A 15,789-nucleotide genomic window follows, 5' to 3' on the forward strand; every position below is an offset into this window, starting at 1 on the left:
CCAAACCAAACCAAACCAAACCAAACCAAACCAAACCAAACCAAAGCAAACCAAAGCAAACCAAAGCAAACCAAAGCAAACCAAAGCAAACCAAAGCAAACCAAACCGAGTCCAGCCTGGCCAATCCGAGTCTGGTCAAGCCGAGCCTAGTCAAGCCGAGCGGGGCTCGGCTTTAATCCGGCCAGGCGCTTTCGCTTTAAGCTCTTTAAGCTAGCTCTTTAAGCTTTAAATGAAGCTTTAAATCAGCGCTGCCGTTTGAGAGGCCGGTTTGAGGCCGATGCCGTACCCGTCCATCCGCACCATCTGCAACAGGCGTACCGAACCATGCCTTGCCTTGTCATGAGCGGCGGTCGCTTCAGGTGCGAGATTTCCGTTGCAGCAGTTGCTGCAGCAACCACAACCACAACCACAACCACAACCACAACCACAACCACAACCACAACCACAACCACAACCACAACCACAACCACAGTAGTAACCGCAACAGCAACAGGTAACCGCAACCGCAACCGCAGTTGTAGCAGCAACCACAACCGCAGTTGCAGCCGACGCTGCCACGCCGCCGCAGCACTGTCGCTGCCGCACCGACAAGTACCGGATGGCTACCGGGTGCCGCCCTTGCGACTGTCGCCCGTCCGACTGTCACTTTCCCCAAGCCCCAAGCCTCATGTGCCAGGCGCCAGCGGCGCGGATAGCCGGCACGATGCATGGCACGGCCGGCGCCCGGTTAATAGCGTTGCATCACGCCCCGTTGCACGCTGACCCGTTCGCCGATCTGGAACGCGGGCTGGGTGTTTTGCACAAAGGTGCGCGTCGTGCCGTCGTCCAGGCGCAGGGTGACGCGGTACAGCATGTTGCCGGCGGCGCCAGCGCTGCTGCCGGTGCCCGCAGTGCCCGATGTACCCGCCTGCATGTCGCCACTGCCCTGATCCATGCCGCGCGGCACGGTTTCTATCGATTGCACGGTGGCCGAGCTGATATTCAGGGTGGCTGGCGCGGTGTCGTTGCTCATGTTGCTGGTATCGGTGGCGGTACTGGCGGCGGTGCTGGCAGGGGTGCTTTGTGGCGTCGTGGCGGCGGGCGCGGCATAGGTTACGCCGCTGTTGCTACGGGCCAGGCTGGCATCGTCCGTGGCATGGCAGGCGACCAGCAGCGCACACAGCATGCCAGTCAGCAGCAAAGGGGTTTGTGATCTCATCTTGGTCTCCTCATGGTCGAACATTCGGGATCGGCACCAACGGCGATGCGGATATCGGCAATAGCTGCATATAAGAGCGCGGTGGATGGAAGATGTTCGCTGCCTGTCATTGTCGATTGAGCTAGATCAAGCGGCTGACTGTCGTGCTTGGTATAAATGATGCTCACGAAAACCCTTCGTGCGTGCGCACGTTTCCTCACTGTTGAACCAGGAGAAAAAATGTCATCAGGTCCTACCGTAAAGCTGATTGATGAGTTGGTGCTGGCCATTATCGGCACCGCGCGCGATGCCCGTGCGCGCCATGTGTTGGCACAGGCCTTGCATGGCCTGGTGCGGCTGGCGCGTTCGGAACAGTTGCTGGACATGCAGCGCGACGCGGCGCGCGCTTTGGGCGCCGGCAGCCGGCGCGAGATGCGCTCCCTGATGCGGCGCATGGGCACGCGTAGCGCGCGCAGCCAGGAACAACTGCCGCTGGAATTGCTCGGCAGCGACAACAACGAACGCGCTTGACGCCGGCTGCGCGCCAGGCACTAAGCTTCTGGCAACGGCCTTGCCTGGCCCAGCGCGGCGGCGACCATTTTGGGCCAGAGGAAACACAGCGGCAGGGTAACGGCGACCGCGGCCGTGATATCGACCATCCAATCCTGGACTGCGCCACGGCGGTAGGGCAGGAAACTCTGGATGAACTCGTCGAGCGCGCCCATGGCCGTTACCATCAGGATCGACAGCAGCGCGCGGCGGCCCATGCTGCCGCCCGTGCCGCTGAACAGAATCAGCGCCAGCACGCCGTAGCCGACGGAATGCAGCACGCCGCCCGAGGCATATTGGCCGACGTCGGCGCGCACGCCGGGGATATCGCCGATCAGGATCACCAGTACGTACAGCAGCAGCGCGGTGCGGTAGCGCAGGCGTTCGTATCGGTCGGCAAAACACAGCTGGAGCAGGGGCGGGAACATGGTCGTGAAGGAAAGCATAGGGAAGCGAACAATATCATGGGTGGGAGGGACGGTCGTGTTTTTGCGCAAGGATGTGTATCGCTGGCAAAAAAAAGGCCCGCGGGGGCGCGGGCCAAAAACCCAAATGAAATGGGTCAAGAGTGAGAGTTGCTCGGTACTAACCTTGTCGCCCGCCTTGCCGGCGCGCGCCACGGTCATGAAAGGGAGTGGTGTGCCATGGCGGCACACCTGTCTGTAGTCAGGCATATCGGTTGCCTGTACAGCAGATGAAGCAAGTATAGGGGGAGAAAATGACGGGCCTATGACACGCCGCAACATTTTTTGCGAGGGCGCGATTTTATTTCAGGCGAGGATGGGAGGTGGCAAGAATAGCCATGTTGCAGGAGTAGCAGAAAAAAAAAGCCCGCTGGTGAAAGCGGGCTTAAAACTATTTTCTTGGAGGAGAATAGTGGAGACAGGTGCATTATGCTGCGTCGCACTATATGTGTCTAATGGTATTTTCAGATATCTATTATTGATTTTTGATATAACTTGACGCGTGCTGCGCTTATTCCTTCACGGCCACCGTGTAATTGAGCGCCATGCGTCCGCCGTCCACATAGATGGTCTGGCCCGTCATGTAGGTGGCGTCGTCGCTGGCCAGGAAGGCGGCGATGCCGGCCACTTCTTCCGGTTCGCCGCAGCGGCCCAGCGGCGTGCGCGACAAGATCGTGTGGCGCGCCTCCGGACTGGACAGCACAGCCTGCTTGGCCAGTTCCGTCAGGATGGTGCCCGGCCCGATGCCGTTCACGCGCACGCCGTACGGGGCGAGATTCAAGGCCATGACCTTGGTCAGCTGGTTGATGGCGCCTTTCGACACCACGTAGGGCACCTGGTTCGGGATGGCCAGCTCCGCATTGACGCTGGACATATTGATGATGCAGCCGCTGTTGCGCTTGACCATTTCGCGCGCCACGGCCTGGCCGCACAGGAACATCGACTTCAGGTTGATGCGCATGACCCTGTCGAAATCGTCTTCGCAGACATCGAGGAAATCGGCCGCGTGCGTCACGCCCGCATTGTTGACGAGGATATCGATGTGGCCGAACTGGGCCAGGGTTTCCTTCAGCATGGCGTCCACGTCCGCCTTCTGGCTGACGTCGGCGCAGAAGAAGCGCGCCTGCGGACCGAGGGCGGCAGCGGCTTGCGCGCCTTCTTCCTTGATGTCGACCAGCATCACCTGCGCCCCTTCGGCGAGCAGGCGGCTGGCGCACGCCAGGCCGATGCCTTGCGTGGCGCCCGTGACGATGGCGGTTTTATTGATCAGTTTCATGTGTTCTCCTCGGCGGCTGGGGCGCGCTGCCATTGTGCGCGGCAATGGCAGATTCTAATCCCTGCCCGCCATTCAGAGGAGGATGGGTTCGTTCGGCAACTGGTTGCCGCGCGCGCCATTGGCGGGGAAGTGGCTTTGCAGCAAGCTGTTTAGCTGCTGCAAGGCATCCAGGGTGCTGTCGTGGTAGTTGCCATCCTTAAACCCTTTGGTCATGGTGCGGCACACGGCTTGCCACTGCTCCGGCGTGACGCGGCGGCCCACGTTGCGGTCGGCCACGATATCGACCTGGTGTTCGGCCAGGTTGATGTAGATCAGCACGCCCACATTGTCTTCCGTGTCCCATACGCCATACTGGGCGAACAGTTCGCGCGCCCGTTCGCGGTTGCTCACGCCCTGGTACGCCATGCCCGGTGTGAGGGCCGCCTCGACGATCAGCCGCACTTCCGCCTGGTGCATCCGTTCACCGTCGGCGATGGCCGTCTCGATGGCTTGCAAGGTGCTTTCCGGGAAAGCCTGGCGGCCCGTTGCCGGCGTGCCCCGCAAATGCTTCAAGGCGCGCCCGCAGCGCTGTCCGAATGTCAGTTGTTTCGTCATTACCAATCTCCCGAGGCGCCGCCGCCGTCAAAACCGCCGCCGCCGCCACCGAAACCACCGCCGCCCCCGCCACCGCCAAAACCGCCGCCGCCGCCGAAGCCGCCACCGCCGCGGTTGTTCAGCGCCTGGCTGAGGATGCTGCCCAGCACGACGCCCGTGGCGCCGCTGGACCAGTTGCTGCCGCGCTGCAGCCGCGTCGGTCCTCCGCGCGAGCGGAACAGGGTCAGCACGATGAGGAAGCCGAAGAACAGCAGCGGCAGCCAGAAGGTCAGGCCGCCCGCTTCCACCGTGCGCGGCGCCTGCTGCTGGGCTGGCGCGGGAAATTGCTCCTGGTTCAGCAAGGTGGCTATCGCGCCGATGCCGGCCACCAGGCCGCCATAATAGTCATCCTGCTTGAAATGCGGCGCGATGACATCCTGCAGGATGCGTTTCGATTGCGCATCCGTCAGCACGCCCTGCACGCCGCGGCCCGCCTCGATGCGCAGGCGGCGCAGGGCGGACGGGTTGTCTTTCGCCACCATCAGCAGCACGCCGTCGTCGACGCCCTTGCGGCCCAGCTTCCACGCATCCGTCACGCGGATGCTGTATTGCTCGATCGCTTCCGGCGCCGTGCTCTTGACCAGCAGCACGGCGATCTGGCTGCCCGTCTTGGCTTCGTAATCGGCCAGCACGGCTTCCAGCGCCGCCTTTTGCTTGGCGTCCAGCATGCCGGCGTCGTCCGTCACGCGCGCCGCCAGTGGCGGCACGGGCACGAGCTCCTGCGCGCTGGCGGGCAGGCTGGTGCACAGCAGCAGCGCCGTCGCCAGCGCCACCAGATAAGACCAGGCTTTCATCTTATTTGCCGAAATCGACGGTTGGCGCGGTCGAGATGGCCTTCTCATTTTCCACCGTGAACGATGGCTTGACCTTGTAGCCGAAGACCATGGCCGTCAGGTTGTTCGGGAAGCTGCGCGCATGCACGTTGTAGTCTTGCACGGCGGTAATGTAACGCTGGCGCGCCACGGTGATGCGGTTTTCCGTGCCTTCCAGCTGCGACTGCAAGTCGCGGAAGCTGGTGTCGGCCTTCAAGTCCGGGTATTTCTCGGACACCACCATCAGGCGCGACAGGGCCGACGACAGTTGCCCCTGCACTTGCTGGAACTTTTCAAACGCGGCCGGGTCATTCAGCACTTCCGGCGTGATCTGGAAACTGGTGGCGGCGGCGCGCGCCTTGGTCACCGCTTCCAGCGTTTCCCGTTCGTGCGTGGCATAGCCCTTGACGGTGTTCACCAGGTTGGGGATCAGGTCGGCGCGGCGCTGGTACTGGTTGACCACTTCGCCCCAGGCGGCCTTGGTTGCCTCGTCCTTGCTCTGGAAGTCGTTGTAGCCGCAGCCCGTCAGGACGCCGGCCAGGACGGTGACGCTCAGCGCCAGGCGCAGCCATTTGGTGAATTGATTGGTGATTTGCATGATGGGTTCCGTGCGTAAAGGGGAGGTGAGGCAAATATACCTGAAACGGCACAAGATGTTGGTTTAATAAGCGCTCCAGACCGCTTCGGCGCGGGCGCGGACTGCCGTGGCAAGCCCGCGCCGCGTTACAATACGGGGTTTGCAACTGAATATAGAGAAGGTGTGCCGTGAATTTCATCAATAAATTATCCGCCGCGTGGACGGCCAATAATTCCCTGCTGTGCGTGGGACTGGACCCCGACCTGGCGAAACTGCCGGCCGAATTGCGCGACTTGCCCGATGGAATCACCACCTTTTGCACGCGCATCATCGATGCCACGGCCGACCTGGCCTGCGCCTTCAAGCCGCAGATCGCGTATTTCGGCGCGCTGGGCGCGGAAAAGCAGCTGGAAGACATTTGCCGCTACGTGCGCGAGAATTACCCGCACATCCCGCTGATCCTCGACGCGAAACGGGGCGACATCGGCGCCACGGCCACGCAATACGCGCGCGAAGCGTTCGAGCGCTACGGCGCCGACGCCGTCACCGTGAACCCCTACATGGGCGAAGATTCGCTCGACCCTTACCTGGCGTGGAGCGACCGCGGCGTGATCATCCTGTGCCGCACCTCGAACCCGGGCGGCTCGGACCTGCAATTCCTCGATACGGACGGCGTGCCGCTGTACCAGCGCGTGGCGCGCCTGGTGGCCGAGAAATGGAACAAGAACGGCCAGTGCGCGCTCGTCGTCGGCGCCACCTTCCCGGAGGAACTGGCACAGGTGCGCGCCATCGTCGGCGACATGCCTTTATTGGTGCCCGGCATCGGCGCCCAGGGCGGCGACATCGCCGCCACCGTCGGCGCGGGCCAGACGGCCAATGGCATGGGCATGATGATCAGCTCCTCGCGCGCCATCATCTACGCCACGCCGCAGGCTGGCGAAGACTTCGCCGATGCGGCGCGCCGCGTGGCGATTGAAACGCGCGATGCGATCAATGCCCATCGTTCGGTTTAAGTTGCATCCATAAAAAATGCCGGGCTAGCCCGGCATTTTTCATTGGCAGCTCGGCTTGGCCGCATGGCGTAAGCCGACATGAGTCGTCGTCGGCACTTGTCGGATTACGCTTCGCCAATCCTACCTGCCCGGGTTTCAGTCGCGCATGGGCGCGACCATCTCCGCATAGTCGTACAGTTCGCCCAGTATCTCTTCCCCCCGCTCATCCACGGATTCCGACAGTACGTCGATTTCCGTAAACAGCATTTCGATGGTGCGGGCGCCGCCGTCGCCGTCGAACAGGCGGGCGGCGCGGTGCTGTTCCCAGCGCAGGCTTTCCGCTTCGCTCAGGGTCTGCGGGAAATTGCGGGCGCGGTAGCGGAACAGCAGTTCCTGCAGGCGCTCGTCGGCAAACGAGGGGCGCGCCGTGGCCAGCTTGGCCGGCGTTTCGCGGCGCAGCGACTCGAGCAGGCGGCGGTCGTCGTTGCTGACGAAACCATTGTACAAATCCTCATCCACGTCCAGCGCGGTATTCGCTCCCGGACGCTGGAACACTTCGGCCCAGATGGCGTCCATGTTCGGCGCCGTGGCGGCGAATTGCGCGTTGATCTTCGCGGCGTCCACGTCGATGCCCCATTGCGCGGCCATGGCAGGCGACAGGGTCTTCAAATTACCGACCAGCATGGGCGACTTGTTCAGGTGTACGCTTTTCACGGGCAGGCGCGTCATGCCTTCGGGCATGGCGTCCTTGCGCGTAAACAGGCGCGTGCGGATGGTGTCCGCGTCCAGGCTGAACAGTTCGCGCGGGTCGTACTGGCAATCCCACACGAGGATTTCATTTTTGTTGCTCGGATGCGCGGCCAGCGGCCAGACGACGCCCAGGCAGCCCCGTTCGGCCGGGAACATGCCCGACACGTGCAGGAAGGGCTGGCGCTCGCTGGCAGCCAGGTGCATGCCCATTTCGCTGGCGACCTTGTCCTTCTTGTGCAGGGCCAGGCAGAATTCGAACAGTTTCGGCTGCTTTTCCCTGATCAGGCGCGCCAGGGCGATGGTGGCGCGCACGTCCGAGAGCGCATCATGCGCCGCTTCGTGGACGAGGCCATTGGCCTTGCTCAGGTGTTCCAGCTTGAAGCTGGTCTGGCCATCGTCGCGCTTTGGCCATTCGATGCCTTCCGGGCGCAGCGCGTGCGTCATGCGCACGACGTCGAGGATGTCCCAGCGGCCGCAATGGTTCTTCCATTCGCGCGCATACGGGTCGATCAGGTTGCGCCAGAACAGGAAACGCGTCACTTCATCGTCGAAACGGATGGTGTTGTAGCCCACGCCGATGGTGCCCGGCTCGGAAAAGGCCGCTTCGATGGTGGCGGCGAACTGGTGCTCGGGCACGCCCAGTTGCAGGCATTGCTGCGGCGTGATGCCCGTGATCAGGCACGACTGTGGGTCGGGCAGGAAATCATTGGCAGGCTGGCAATACAGCATGATGGGTTCGCCGATCTCGTTGAGTTCGGCATCCGTGCGGATAGCGGCGAACTGGGCCGGGCGGTCGCGGCGCGGCTGGACGCCAAAGGTTTCGTAGTCGTGCCAAAGGAAAGTCTGCTTAGTCATTGATGGTCGTTGCTTATCGTGTGCTGATGGGTTGCTGAATGTTTTGTCCGGGCCGCTCAAGGCGTCATCGCTACAGTTTTCTGAAAACCTGCCGATACTACACGAGAGGATAGTCACCGTTGCGGTTTTCGCATGGTGTCATACATTGCCCGTTCAAGGAGGCCTATCGTGTCAATTCCCATCGCCGCAGGCGGCAATTCCGCCGCTTCCGTGAGTTCCATCAGTTCCGGCGTTGCCGGCAAGGACGATAAAGTCCAGCAAAAGGACGCCAGCAAGACGGAAATGAGCGTTAACGACCGTACGAAGCTGCAATTGAACGCATCCATCATGCAGGCATCGCTGAACGTGTCGATCGGCGCGCAGAACGATCCGCTGGCGCTGGTCTACAAATCGGCCATCACCAGCATCAATGAAGCGTTGCAGGGACAGTACGGCGACGACGCGATCCAGAACGCGGCCTCGCAGGACAATAGCGCCGAAGCGACGGCGAGCCGTATTGTATCGCTGTCGACGGGGTTTTTTGACGCATTCAAGAAGCAGAATCCCGAGCTGGACGACGATGCCGCCCTGAGCAAGTTCATGGACACCATCAGTGGCGGCATGGAAAAAGGCTTCAAGGAGGCGCGCGACATCCTCGAGGGCTTGAAGGTGCTCGGCGGCGATATCGCCAGCAATATCGACAAGACCTATGCGCTGGTGCAGAAGGGCTATGCGGACTTCATCGCCGCGCACGGCAGCAAGAAGGATGACGCCGCCGCACCGGCCAAGCCGGCCGACAGCAAGGCGGCCTGAGACGAATGACGTCAGGCGCCCGAGAACATGTGCAGGCGCCATGGACGCTGCATCAGGTGCTTACTCTATTGCGGCCAGCCGCCTTGGCACGGTACAGGGCCGCATCGGCCGCCGCGATCAGGCCATGGTCGTCCTGCTCCCGGGCCAGGCTGGCCACGCCGAACGAACCCGTGATGTGCGGGAGCGGGCTACGCATGTCGTTGAAGATGATGGCTTGCTGCATGCGTTCGCACAGGCGCTGAGCCACGCGCAGGGCCACATTTTCATTGGTATCGGGCAAGATCACCATCAATTCCTCGCCGCCGTAGCGCACGGCAAAATCCGTCGGCCGCAGGGCCGCGCCCAGCACTTGCGCGGCGATGCGCAGGGCCTGGTCGCCCGCCTGGTGGCCGTGCGTGTCGTTGAAGCGCTTGAAATGGTCGAGGTCGATCATGATCAGCGACAGCGGCGCGCCGCTGCCGTGGGCCGTGACGATCATATTCGGCAGCAGGTCCGTCAGCCAGGCGCGGTTGTACAGGCCCGTCAGGCTGTCGACCATCGATAGCTGGCGGTAGAATTCGCCCAGTTTCTGCCGGCGGCGCAGCAGGGCGTTGGCGGCGCGGATGCGGAAGGACAGCAGGCGCAGCAGGTTGCGCGCCAGGCCGTTCGACTGCTCGATCAATTCCCAGACGATGGCCGCGTCGATCACCAGCAAGTCGGTTTCTTCCAGTGCGGAAATAGCGGCCAGGTTGCTCGCTTCGTCGAGCACCGATTGTTCGCCCACGCTTTCGCCGGGCAAGACCTTGCTGACGGTGCCGTCATCCATGCCCGTATGGGTATCGGCGGCCACGGCCAGCGAGCCGCGCAGGACGATGTACAGGCTGGCGCCGCGCGTGTCGGTAATGGCTTCGCCCGCTTCGAGGCGCATGACGGGGCAGGGGGCCAGCATGGCGGTCGTCCGGCTGTCCGCCCCATCGCGAAATAGCTGTAAATCGCCGATGTTGCAGCCTGAAGCACCAAAGTTGCCGATCTGTTCCACAATCACACTTTCAAAAATCCGGCGCCCGCGAGCAACGTGCCGGTATCTTCATGATAGCGTAAAGCTGCCCCGGCCGTAACGGCAAAGGCTTGCTTGAGGTCACTTACTGTGAGAAATACGACAATTATTTCATTGTCGCGTTAATAAGCTGAAATGCTTGTGGTTTTGATAGCGTTGTTGCCGCTGGCGAAACGGTGCGCCCGATGTGCAAAGGCAGCCTTGAACGGCTGCCTTGGTCTCTGGCAAAACTGCGGGTGGGGAATTACTCGGCCGCTTCTTCGACTTCCGTCGTATCGATCACGGCATTCTTGCCGGTGGCGTGGCGCTTGCTGTCTTGCAGGCGGCCCAGCGCGCTATCGATGGCGCGTTTCAGTTTGTCGGTGGCGCCGGCAACGGCTTGGTGCACGGTGGCGTTTTGTTCAGTGACGGCAATTGGTTGGTAGCCGGCAACGCGTGCTTCCATGACGCAGCGGATATCGTCCGCGCCGCCTTTCGGGCCGTTCGTATCGCTGAGGTGGACTTCGATGCGGGTCAGGTTGTCGCGGAAGCGGTTCAGTGCGGCTTCCAGTACGGATTGCACATGTTCGTTCAGTCCAGCGGTGTTGGCGATGGTGCTGTCGGTATGAATATTGATTTGCATATGCTTACTCCTGTCAATTCAAAAAAAACCCATCTCAGGCGCCATGCACGGCAGCGGTACTGCTCGCTGCCAGGGCGCGTCGGCGCCTGGTTCTTGCCTCATACACATGACCTCGTGTATGTAACTTATCTTACTCCAGTTTCTACAATTTCAAGGGGTTTGCACGATTAAGATGGGCTTAACCCTACAGCCAGATCAAGTTTCCTCAAGGAATTTTTTACGGCCCGCCGCCAGTCCCGCCCTGACGCCGTCTTCAGCCGTTAATCAGGCCGGCAGCGATATTGATGGACAGGCCCAGCACGACCAGGTTGAAGAAAAAGCTCAGCACGGATTGTCCCAGCACGATTTGCCGCATCATGCGCGTCTGCACGGACACGTCCGACGTTTGCACGGCCACGGCGATGGTGAACGAGAAATACAGGAAGTCCCAGTAATCGGGGTCGGGCTCGTCGTCGGGGAATTTCAGGGGGCGCAGTGCGGGGTCGGCCTGGTAAAACAGGTGCGCATAGTGAAAGCAGAACAGGGTGCCGACGAGGAACCACGAGCCGACCAGGGTCAGGATGGTGAGCGCGTAGTGCAGGGCCCGCTCATCGGCGGCCATGTCCTTCATGGACGACAGCTGCGAGATGATGGCTGCCAGGCTCATCACGGAAGCGACGGACAGGGCCGACAGGACCGTGGCAGCCCGTTCATCCTGGCGCTGCGCCATGGCCTTGACCTTGTGATGGTTGGCACGCATCATCATCCAGGCCATGGTCGCCAGGTAGAACCAGACGGCCACGTTCCAGGCCGTCAGCAGCCGCGTCATCTGTTGCCATGACGCCGGCAGCAGCAGGCCGGCCGCCACGCCGATGGCGGTGGCCAGGCTCAGGTGCGGACGGCTGCGGATGAAGCTGTGAAACGGAAGCGTGATTTTCATGGCGCGGTGACCTCAGTGGCGATAGCGCATCTTAGCCCTTAAGTCGTGGTCGCGGTGGCCGCCCTGGAGGCCGCCTCTTTCTCGTGGTGGGGGAAGCGGTCCATGCGCGACAGCACGGGGAACAGCACGGCCCACACGCCCGTCACGGCCAGGGTGGCGGCGCCGCCGAAGAGGACGGCGCGCACGAGGCCGAACCAGCCGGCCGTCAGGCCCGATTCGAACTCGCCCAGTTCGTTCGAGGCGCCGATGAAGACGGCATTCACGGCGCTGACACGGCCGCGTATCTCGTCGGGCGTCTCGAACTGCACCAGCAGGTGGCGGATGTAGACGCTGACCATGTCGCCGGCGCCCATCAGGAACAGCGCCACCAGGGCCAGCGGGAAATAGCTGGTGCTGCCCAGCACCAGGGTGCCCAGGCCGAATACGGCCACGCCGCCGAACATCCAGGCGCCGACCCGGCGCGTGATGGGGAAGCAGGCCAGCGCGATCGAGCACAGGGCCGCGCCGGCGCCGGGCGCCGTGCGCAGCAGGCCCAGGCCGCTGGGGCCGATATGCAGCACGTCGTGCGCGAGCGCCGGCAGCAGGGCCGTGGCGCCGCCGAACAGCACGGCGAACAGGTCGAGCGAGATGGCGCCCAGCACGATCGGTTTCGACCAGACGAAGCGCAAGCCTTCGAGCAGGGTGTGCCAGCTGACGGGTTCGCGTTTCACCAGTTGCGGCGCCGGCGTGGTGGCGCGCATCAGCAGGACGGACGCGACCAGCAGCGCGGACGAGATCAGGTACACCACCTTGGGGCCGAAGTAGTACAGCAGGCCGCCCAGGGTGGGGCCGAGGATGATGGCCACGTGCGAACTCGAGGAGCTGAGCGCCAGGGCGCGGCTGAAGTGCTGCGTCGGCACCATGTTCACCAGCACGGCTTGCGTGGCCGGCATCATGAAGGCGCGCGCGCTGCCGAACAGCACCAGCACGGCAAACACGGGCCAGACGATGGCGAGGCCGCTGACGGTGAACGCCAGCAGGGCCAGCGCGCACGCCAGCTGCGCCGCCAGGCACCAGGCGATGATGTTGCGGCGGTTGTAGCGGTCGGCCACGTGGCCGGCGGGCAAGATCAGCACGAGGAAGGGCGCGAACTGCGCCAGGCCGATCAGGCCCAGGTCGAACAGGCTGCCCGTGATCTGATACACCTGCCAGCCGATGGCCACGCTTTGCATCTGCACGGCCACCGTGCCCAGTACGCGGGCCGACAGGTAGCAGGCAAAGTTGCGGTGGCGCAAGATACTGAAGCCGTTGCCGGCGGAGGCGAGAGACATGATATTTCCAGGGAACAGCGGGGTGGCAGGGACGGCGTGGCGGCGGCGGGGCGCCGCACCAGCAGCGCCCCGCTGTCTGGAAGGTGGCTGCCTACTTGGCCAGGTCGGCTTCGGTGGTGAAGGCGTCCGCGTAGAACTCGTCGTCGGGCAGGCCGCATTGCTGCACGAAATCGCGCTTGGCCGAATCGACCATCACCGGTGCGCCGCACGCATATACCTGGTGGCCGGACAGGTCGGGCAAGTCGGCGATGACGGCCTGGTGCACGAAGCCCGTGCGGCCGCTCCATGCGTCTTCCGGCAAGGCTTCCGAGACGACGGGCACATACGTGAACTGCGGCAAGTCGGCGGCCCACTGGCGGCACAGCGCATCCATGTACAGGTCGTGCGGACGGCGGCCGCCCCAGTACAGGGTGATCGGGCGCGTCGACTGTGCATGGATCATGTGCTCGACGATGGCTTTCAGCGGGGCGAAGCCCGTGCCCGAGGCCAGCAGCACGACGGGCTTGTCGGAATCGTCGCGCAGGAAGAAGGTGCCCATCGGCCCTTCGAAGCGCAGGATGTCGCGCTCCTTCAGCGTGGTAAACACCTGGTCGGTGAACAGGCCGCCCGGGATGTGGCGGATGTGCAGGGTCACGGGGCCGCCGTCGCTCGGTGCGCTGGCCATGCTGTACGAGCGGCGCTTGCCGTCGCGCAGCATGAATTCGATATACTGTCCGGCGCGGTACTGCAGGCGCTCGCTGGCCGGCAGCTGCAGGGTCAGGACGACGACGTCGGGCGCCACTTTCTCGATCGTCGTCACGCGCGACGGCATCTTCTTGATCGGATAGTCGCTGCTGCCGGCCACTTCGCGCGCCTCGATGACGAGGTCGGCTTGCGTGGTGGCGCAGCAGAACAGGGAAAAGCCGGCCGCTTCTTCTTCCGGCGTCAGGGCGCGCTGCTGGTGCGCCTTGTGCTGTACGCTGCCGGCGACAACCTTGCCCTTGCAGGAGCCGCAGGCGCCGTTTTTACAGCCATAGGGCAAGCCCACGCCGGCGCGGATCGCCGCCGCCAGCACGGTTTCGTCCGCCTCGCAGCTGAATTGGTGGCCGCTGGGCTGAACAGTAACTTGAAAAGTCATACAATCCTTGAGATGAAAAATATGTTAATGCATTCTTTGCGCAAGCCGGTGGGGCTGCCGCGCCTGCTGATACTGGGCTGTGGCGACGTCGGCATGCGGCTGTTGCCCTTGCTGCGCGCGCGCTTTCGCGTCTTTGCCGTCACCAGTCAGCCGGGGCGCTGTGCGCAGCTGCGTGAGGCCGGCGCCGTGCCCATCGTGGCCAACCTCGACGACCGCGCCAGCCTGCAACGGCTGGCGGGGCTGGCATCCATGGTGGTGCACCTGGCGCCGCCCCTGTCGTCCGGCTTGCTGGACCGGCGCACGCGGAATCTGGCCGCCATTTTACCCGAGCATGCGCGGATGGTGTATGTGAGCACCAGCGGCGTGTATGGCGACTGCGGCGGCGCCACGGTGGCGGAAACGCGGCCCGTGGCGCCGGCCAATGCGCGCGCGAAGCGGCGCGTCGATGCGGAGCAGGTCTTGCGGGCCTGGGGGGCGCGCCGCGGCGCCAGCGTCGCCATCCTGCGCGTGCCCGGCATTTATGCGGACGACCGCTTGCCCCTGAAACGCTTGCGTGAAGGCACGCCGGCGCTGGCCGAGGCCGATGACGTGTACACCAACCATATCCACGCCGACGACCTGGCGCGCATCATCGAGCGGGCCCTGTGGCGGGGCAGGCCGGGGCGCATGTATCACGCCAGCGATGACAGCGAACTGAAAATGGCGGAATATTTCGATGCCGTGGCCGATACCTTCGGCCTGCCGCGCCCGCCGCGCCTGCCCCGGGCGGCGCTGCAGCAAGCGGTCACGCCGATGTTGCTGTCGTTCATGTCCGAGTCGCGCCGCATGGACAATCGCCGCATGAAGCGCGAGCTGGACGTGCGCCTGCGCTACCCGCGCGTGGCCGATGCCTTGCAATCGATGTCGGACGGCAAGGCCGGCATCAGTTAAAATGGCCGGTTATTTTCGCATTTTGCACTGGCCGGCGCGCCGCGCGCCGGGCCTGACGCGCGCCATCTACTAAAGGAATACAGCATGACCACCCTCACTTACGAAGAATACCTGGACGAGGTCACCACCGTCCTGACGGAACTGTATGACCTCGATGACGAGGCCGCCATCAAGCTGGTCGTGGCAGCGCAGGATGCCGAATTTTTCGTGCCGCACGATGCACATGAGGAAATGCGCACCGTGGAGCAGGCAAAGAAGGATGCGGTGACCCTGTTCGAGCGCAAGCAGAACCGCCAGCAAACGCAGGAAAAGCAGCAGCAGCGGGTACGCCAGCAAAAGAAATGACGGCAGGCCAGCGGCGACCGCTCCTCAGGCCGCCGCTGGCATGAAGCCGCGGCGCCCCGGCGCAACACCGGGGCCCGGACTTTGATGCAGCGCAAACGTGTCAGGGCGGCGTGGCGATATGGTGGGCGATGTCGTCACATGTGCCGTGTCGGCATGGTTCTTACCGCAATTCATCGCGCTGGCCGGTCACGCGCCGGCGCGACGGGAGCAGCTGATGCATCAGATGAGTCATCCCAGCAAGGAGCAAGTGCGTGCCTACATGCGCCGCCGCGAACATGCGCGGCAGCCGCCTCCTCCACCCGATGAAATCCGCCGGCAACTGGCCTGGTGCCGCGTGGATGCCAGGACGGGCGCCGGCCTGGGCGTGACGCCGGCCGGCGTGGCCGCGCGCGGCTGGCATTTATCGGCCGACATGGCCCGCCTGAGCACCCTCATGGCCATAGCCTGGTTCATGCATAGCGGTGTTGCTCATCGTAAAAATTGATGACTTGCAGCAAATTTTTCCATTTTGAGTTATCCTCTAGCACATTCCAAGTGCGTCAATTCTCTTCAATTATCACAATTTTGCTTTAAGTTACGCAAAAATCAACAATAGCGTGTATTATATTGTTTGCGGAATAAAAACCGCATAAG

At 63.1% G+C, this 15,789-nt stretch carries 19 protein-coding genes; 7 read left to right on the forward strand and 12 right to left on the reverse strand.

All coding sequences use genetic code 11. The features are described 5' to 3' along the window. Positions 1–727: 727 nt before the first annotated feature. Positions 728–1,198: a hypothetical protein gene (locus O0880_RS20245; RefSeq protein WP_289888399.1), complete on the reverse strand. Its 471-nt coding sequence runs from the start codon at positions 1,196–1,198 to the stop codon at positions 728–730. A 156-nt stretch (positions 1,199–1,354) separates the two neighbouring features. On the opposite strand from O0880_RS20245, the gene O0880_RS20250 reads away from it, so the two are divergent. Beyond that, positions 1,355–1,708 (forward strand): hypothetical protein, encoded by a 354-nt coding sequence (locus O0880_RS20250; protein ID WP_289888400.1) that lies wholly within the window; start codon positions 1,355–1,357, stop codon positions 1,706–1,708. Positions 1,709–1,728: 20 nt separating this feature from the next. Here O0880_RS20250 and O0880_RS20255 read toward each other — a convergent pair whose 3' ends face one another. Continuing rightward, positions 1,729–2,400, reverse strand: a complete 672-nt coding sequence (locus tag O0880_RS20255) for a VanZ family protein (RefSeq protein WP_289888401.1) — start codon at positions 2,398–2,400, stop codon at positions 1,729–1,731. Positions 2,401–2,455: 55 nt separating this feature from the next. Between O0880_RS20255 and O0880_RS20260 the strand changes: the two genes are divergently transcribed. Then, positions 2,456–2,689 (forward strand): hypothetical protein, encoded by a 234-nt coding sequence (locus O0880_RS20260; protein ID WP_289888402.1) that lies wholly within the window; start codon positions 2,456–2,458, stop codon positions 2,687–2,689. A gap of 12 nt (positions 2,690–2,701) precedes the next feature. Here O0880_RS20260 and O0880_RS20265 read toward each other — a convergent pair whose 3' ends face one another. The 4 genes from O0880_RS20265 to O0880_RS20280 form a co-directional block, all read right to left on the reverse strand. After that, positions 2,702–3,466 (reverse strand): SDR family oxidoreductase, encoded by a 765-nt coding sequence (locus O0880_RS20265; RefSeq protein ID WP_071325026.1) that lies wholly within the window; start codon positions 3,464–3,466, stop codon positions 2,702–2,704. 72 nt (positions 3,467–3,538) lie between these two features. Continuing rightward, the gene (locus O0880_RS20270; RefSeq protein ID WP_289888403.1) at positions 3,539–4,060 is read right to left on the reverse strand and encodes a TPM domain-containing protein; all 522 of its coding nucleotides are present in this window, start codon (positions 4,058–4,060) and stop codon (positions 3,539–3,541) included. Then, positions 4,060–4,893: a TPM domain-containing protein gene (locus O0880_RS20275; RefSeq protein ID WP_289888406.1), complete on the reverse strand. Its 834-nt coding sequence runs from the start codon at positions 4,891–4,893 to the stop codon at positions 4,060–4,062. Before O0880_RS20275 ends, O0880_RS20270 begins: the two co-directional genes overlap by 1 nt. A 1-nt stretch (position 4,894) precedes the next feature. Then, positions 4,895–5,509, reverse strand: a complete 615-nt coding sequence (locus O0880_RS20280) for a LemA family protein (RefSeq protein ID WP_071325023.1) — start codon at positions 5,507–5,509, stop codon at positions 4,895–4,897. Positions 5,510–5,676: 167 nt separating this feature from the next. Between O0880_RS20280 and pyrF the strand changes: the two genes are divergently transcribed. After that, positions 5,677–6,501 carry an orotidine-5'-phosphate decarboxylase gene (pyrF, locus tag O0880_RS20285; protein ID WP_289888408.1) on the forward strand — a complete coding sequence of 275 codons (825 nt, stop codon included), beginning with the start codon at positions 5,677–5,679 and terminating at the stop codon, positions 6,499–6,501. Positions 6,502–6,636: 135 nt separating this feature from the next. On the opposite strand, the gene sbcB is transcribed toward pyrF, so the two are convergent. Next, a complete protein-coding gene (gene sbcB / locus O0880_RS20290; RefSeq protein ID WP_289888409.1) occupies positions 6,637–8,085 on the reverse strand; it encodes an exodeoxyribonuclease I in 1,449 nt (482 codons plus the stop codon). 168 nt (positions 8,086–8,253) lie between these two features. Between sbcB and O0880_RS20295 the strand changes: the two genes are divergently transcribed. After that, positions 8,254–8,877: a DUF5610 domain-containing protein gene (locus O0880_RS20295; protein WP_289888410.1), complete on the forward strand. Its 624-nt coding sequence runs from the start codon at positions 8,254–8,256 to the stop codon at positions 8,875–8,877. 52 nt (positions 8,878–8,929) lie between these two features. On the opposite strand, the gene O0880_RS20300 is transcribed toward O0880_RS20295, so the two are convergent. The 5 genes from O0880_RS20300 to O0880_RS20320 form a co-directional block, all read right to left on the reverse strand. After that, complete coding sequence (locus tag O0880_RS20300) at positions 8,930–9,895, reverse strand: GGDEF domain-containing protein (protein WP_071326653.1); 966 nt, start codon at positions 9,893–9,895, stop codon at positions 8,930–8,932. A 262-nt stretch (positions 9,896–10,157) separates the two neighbouring features. Further along, on the reverse strand, positions 10,158–10,535 hold the full coding sequence (locus O0880_RS20305) for an HPF/RaiA family ribosome-associated protein (protein WP_071325019.1): 378 nt from the start codon (positions 10,533–10,535) through the stop codon (positions 10,158–10,160). Positions 10,536–10,788: 253 nt separating this feature from the next. Beyond that, positions 10,789–11,454 (reverse strand): DUF1345 domain-containing protein, encoded by a 666-nt coding sequence (locus tag O0880_RS20310; RefSeq protein WP_071325018.1) that lies wholly within the window; start codon positions 11,452–11,454, stop codon positions 10,789–10,791. A gap of 38 nt (positions 11,455–11,492) precedes the next feature. Then, complete coding sequence (locus O0880_RS20315) at positions 11,493–12,764, reverse strand: MFS transporter (RefSeq protein ID WP_289888412.1); 1,272 nt, start codon at positions 12,762–12,764, stop codon at positions 11,493–11,495. A 91-nt stretch (positions 12,765–12,855) separates the two neighbouring features. Further along, complete coding sequence (locus O0880_RS20320) at positions 12,856–13,881, reverse strand: CDP-6-deoxy-delta-3,4-glucoseen reductase (protein ID WP_289888414.1); 1,026 nt, start codon at positions 13,879–13,881, stop codon at positions 12,856–12,858. Between the two features lie 12 nt (positions 13,882–13,893). Between O0880_RS20320 and O0880_RS20325 the strand changes: the two genes are divergently transcribed. The 3 genes from O0880_RS20325 (at position 13,894) to O0880_RS20335 (ending at position 15,640) form a co-directional block, all read left to right on the forward strand. Beyond that, positions 13,894–14,811 (forward strand): SDR family oxidoreductase, encoded by a 918-nt coding sequence (locus O0880_RS20325; protein ID WP_289888415.1) that lies wholly within the window; start codon positions 13,894–13,896, stop codon positions 14,809–14,811. A gap of 84 nt (positions 14,812–14,895) precedes the next feature. Continuing rightward, positions 14,896–15,156, forward strand: a complete 261-nt coding sequence (locus O0880_RS20330; RefSeq protein ID WP_071325014.1) for a hypothetical protein — start codon at positions 14,896–14,898, stop codon at positions 15,154–15,156. A 214-nt stretch (positions 15,157–15,370) separates the two neighbouring features. Then, positions 15,371–15,640, forward strand: a complete 270-nt coding sequence (locus tag O0880_RS20335) for a hypothetical protein (protein WP_289888416.1) — start codon at positions 15,371–15,373, stop codon at positions 15,638–15,640. Positions 15,641–15,789: the final 149 nt, after the last annotated feature.

The organism is Janthinobacterium sp. SUN118, assembly GCF_030397695.1.
GTDB lineage: Bacteria > Pseudomonadota > Gammaproteobacteria > Burkholderiales > Burkholderiaceae_D > Janthinobacterium.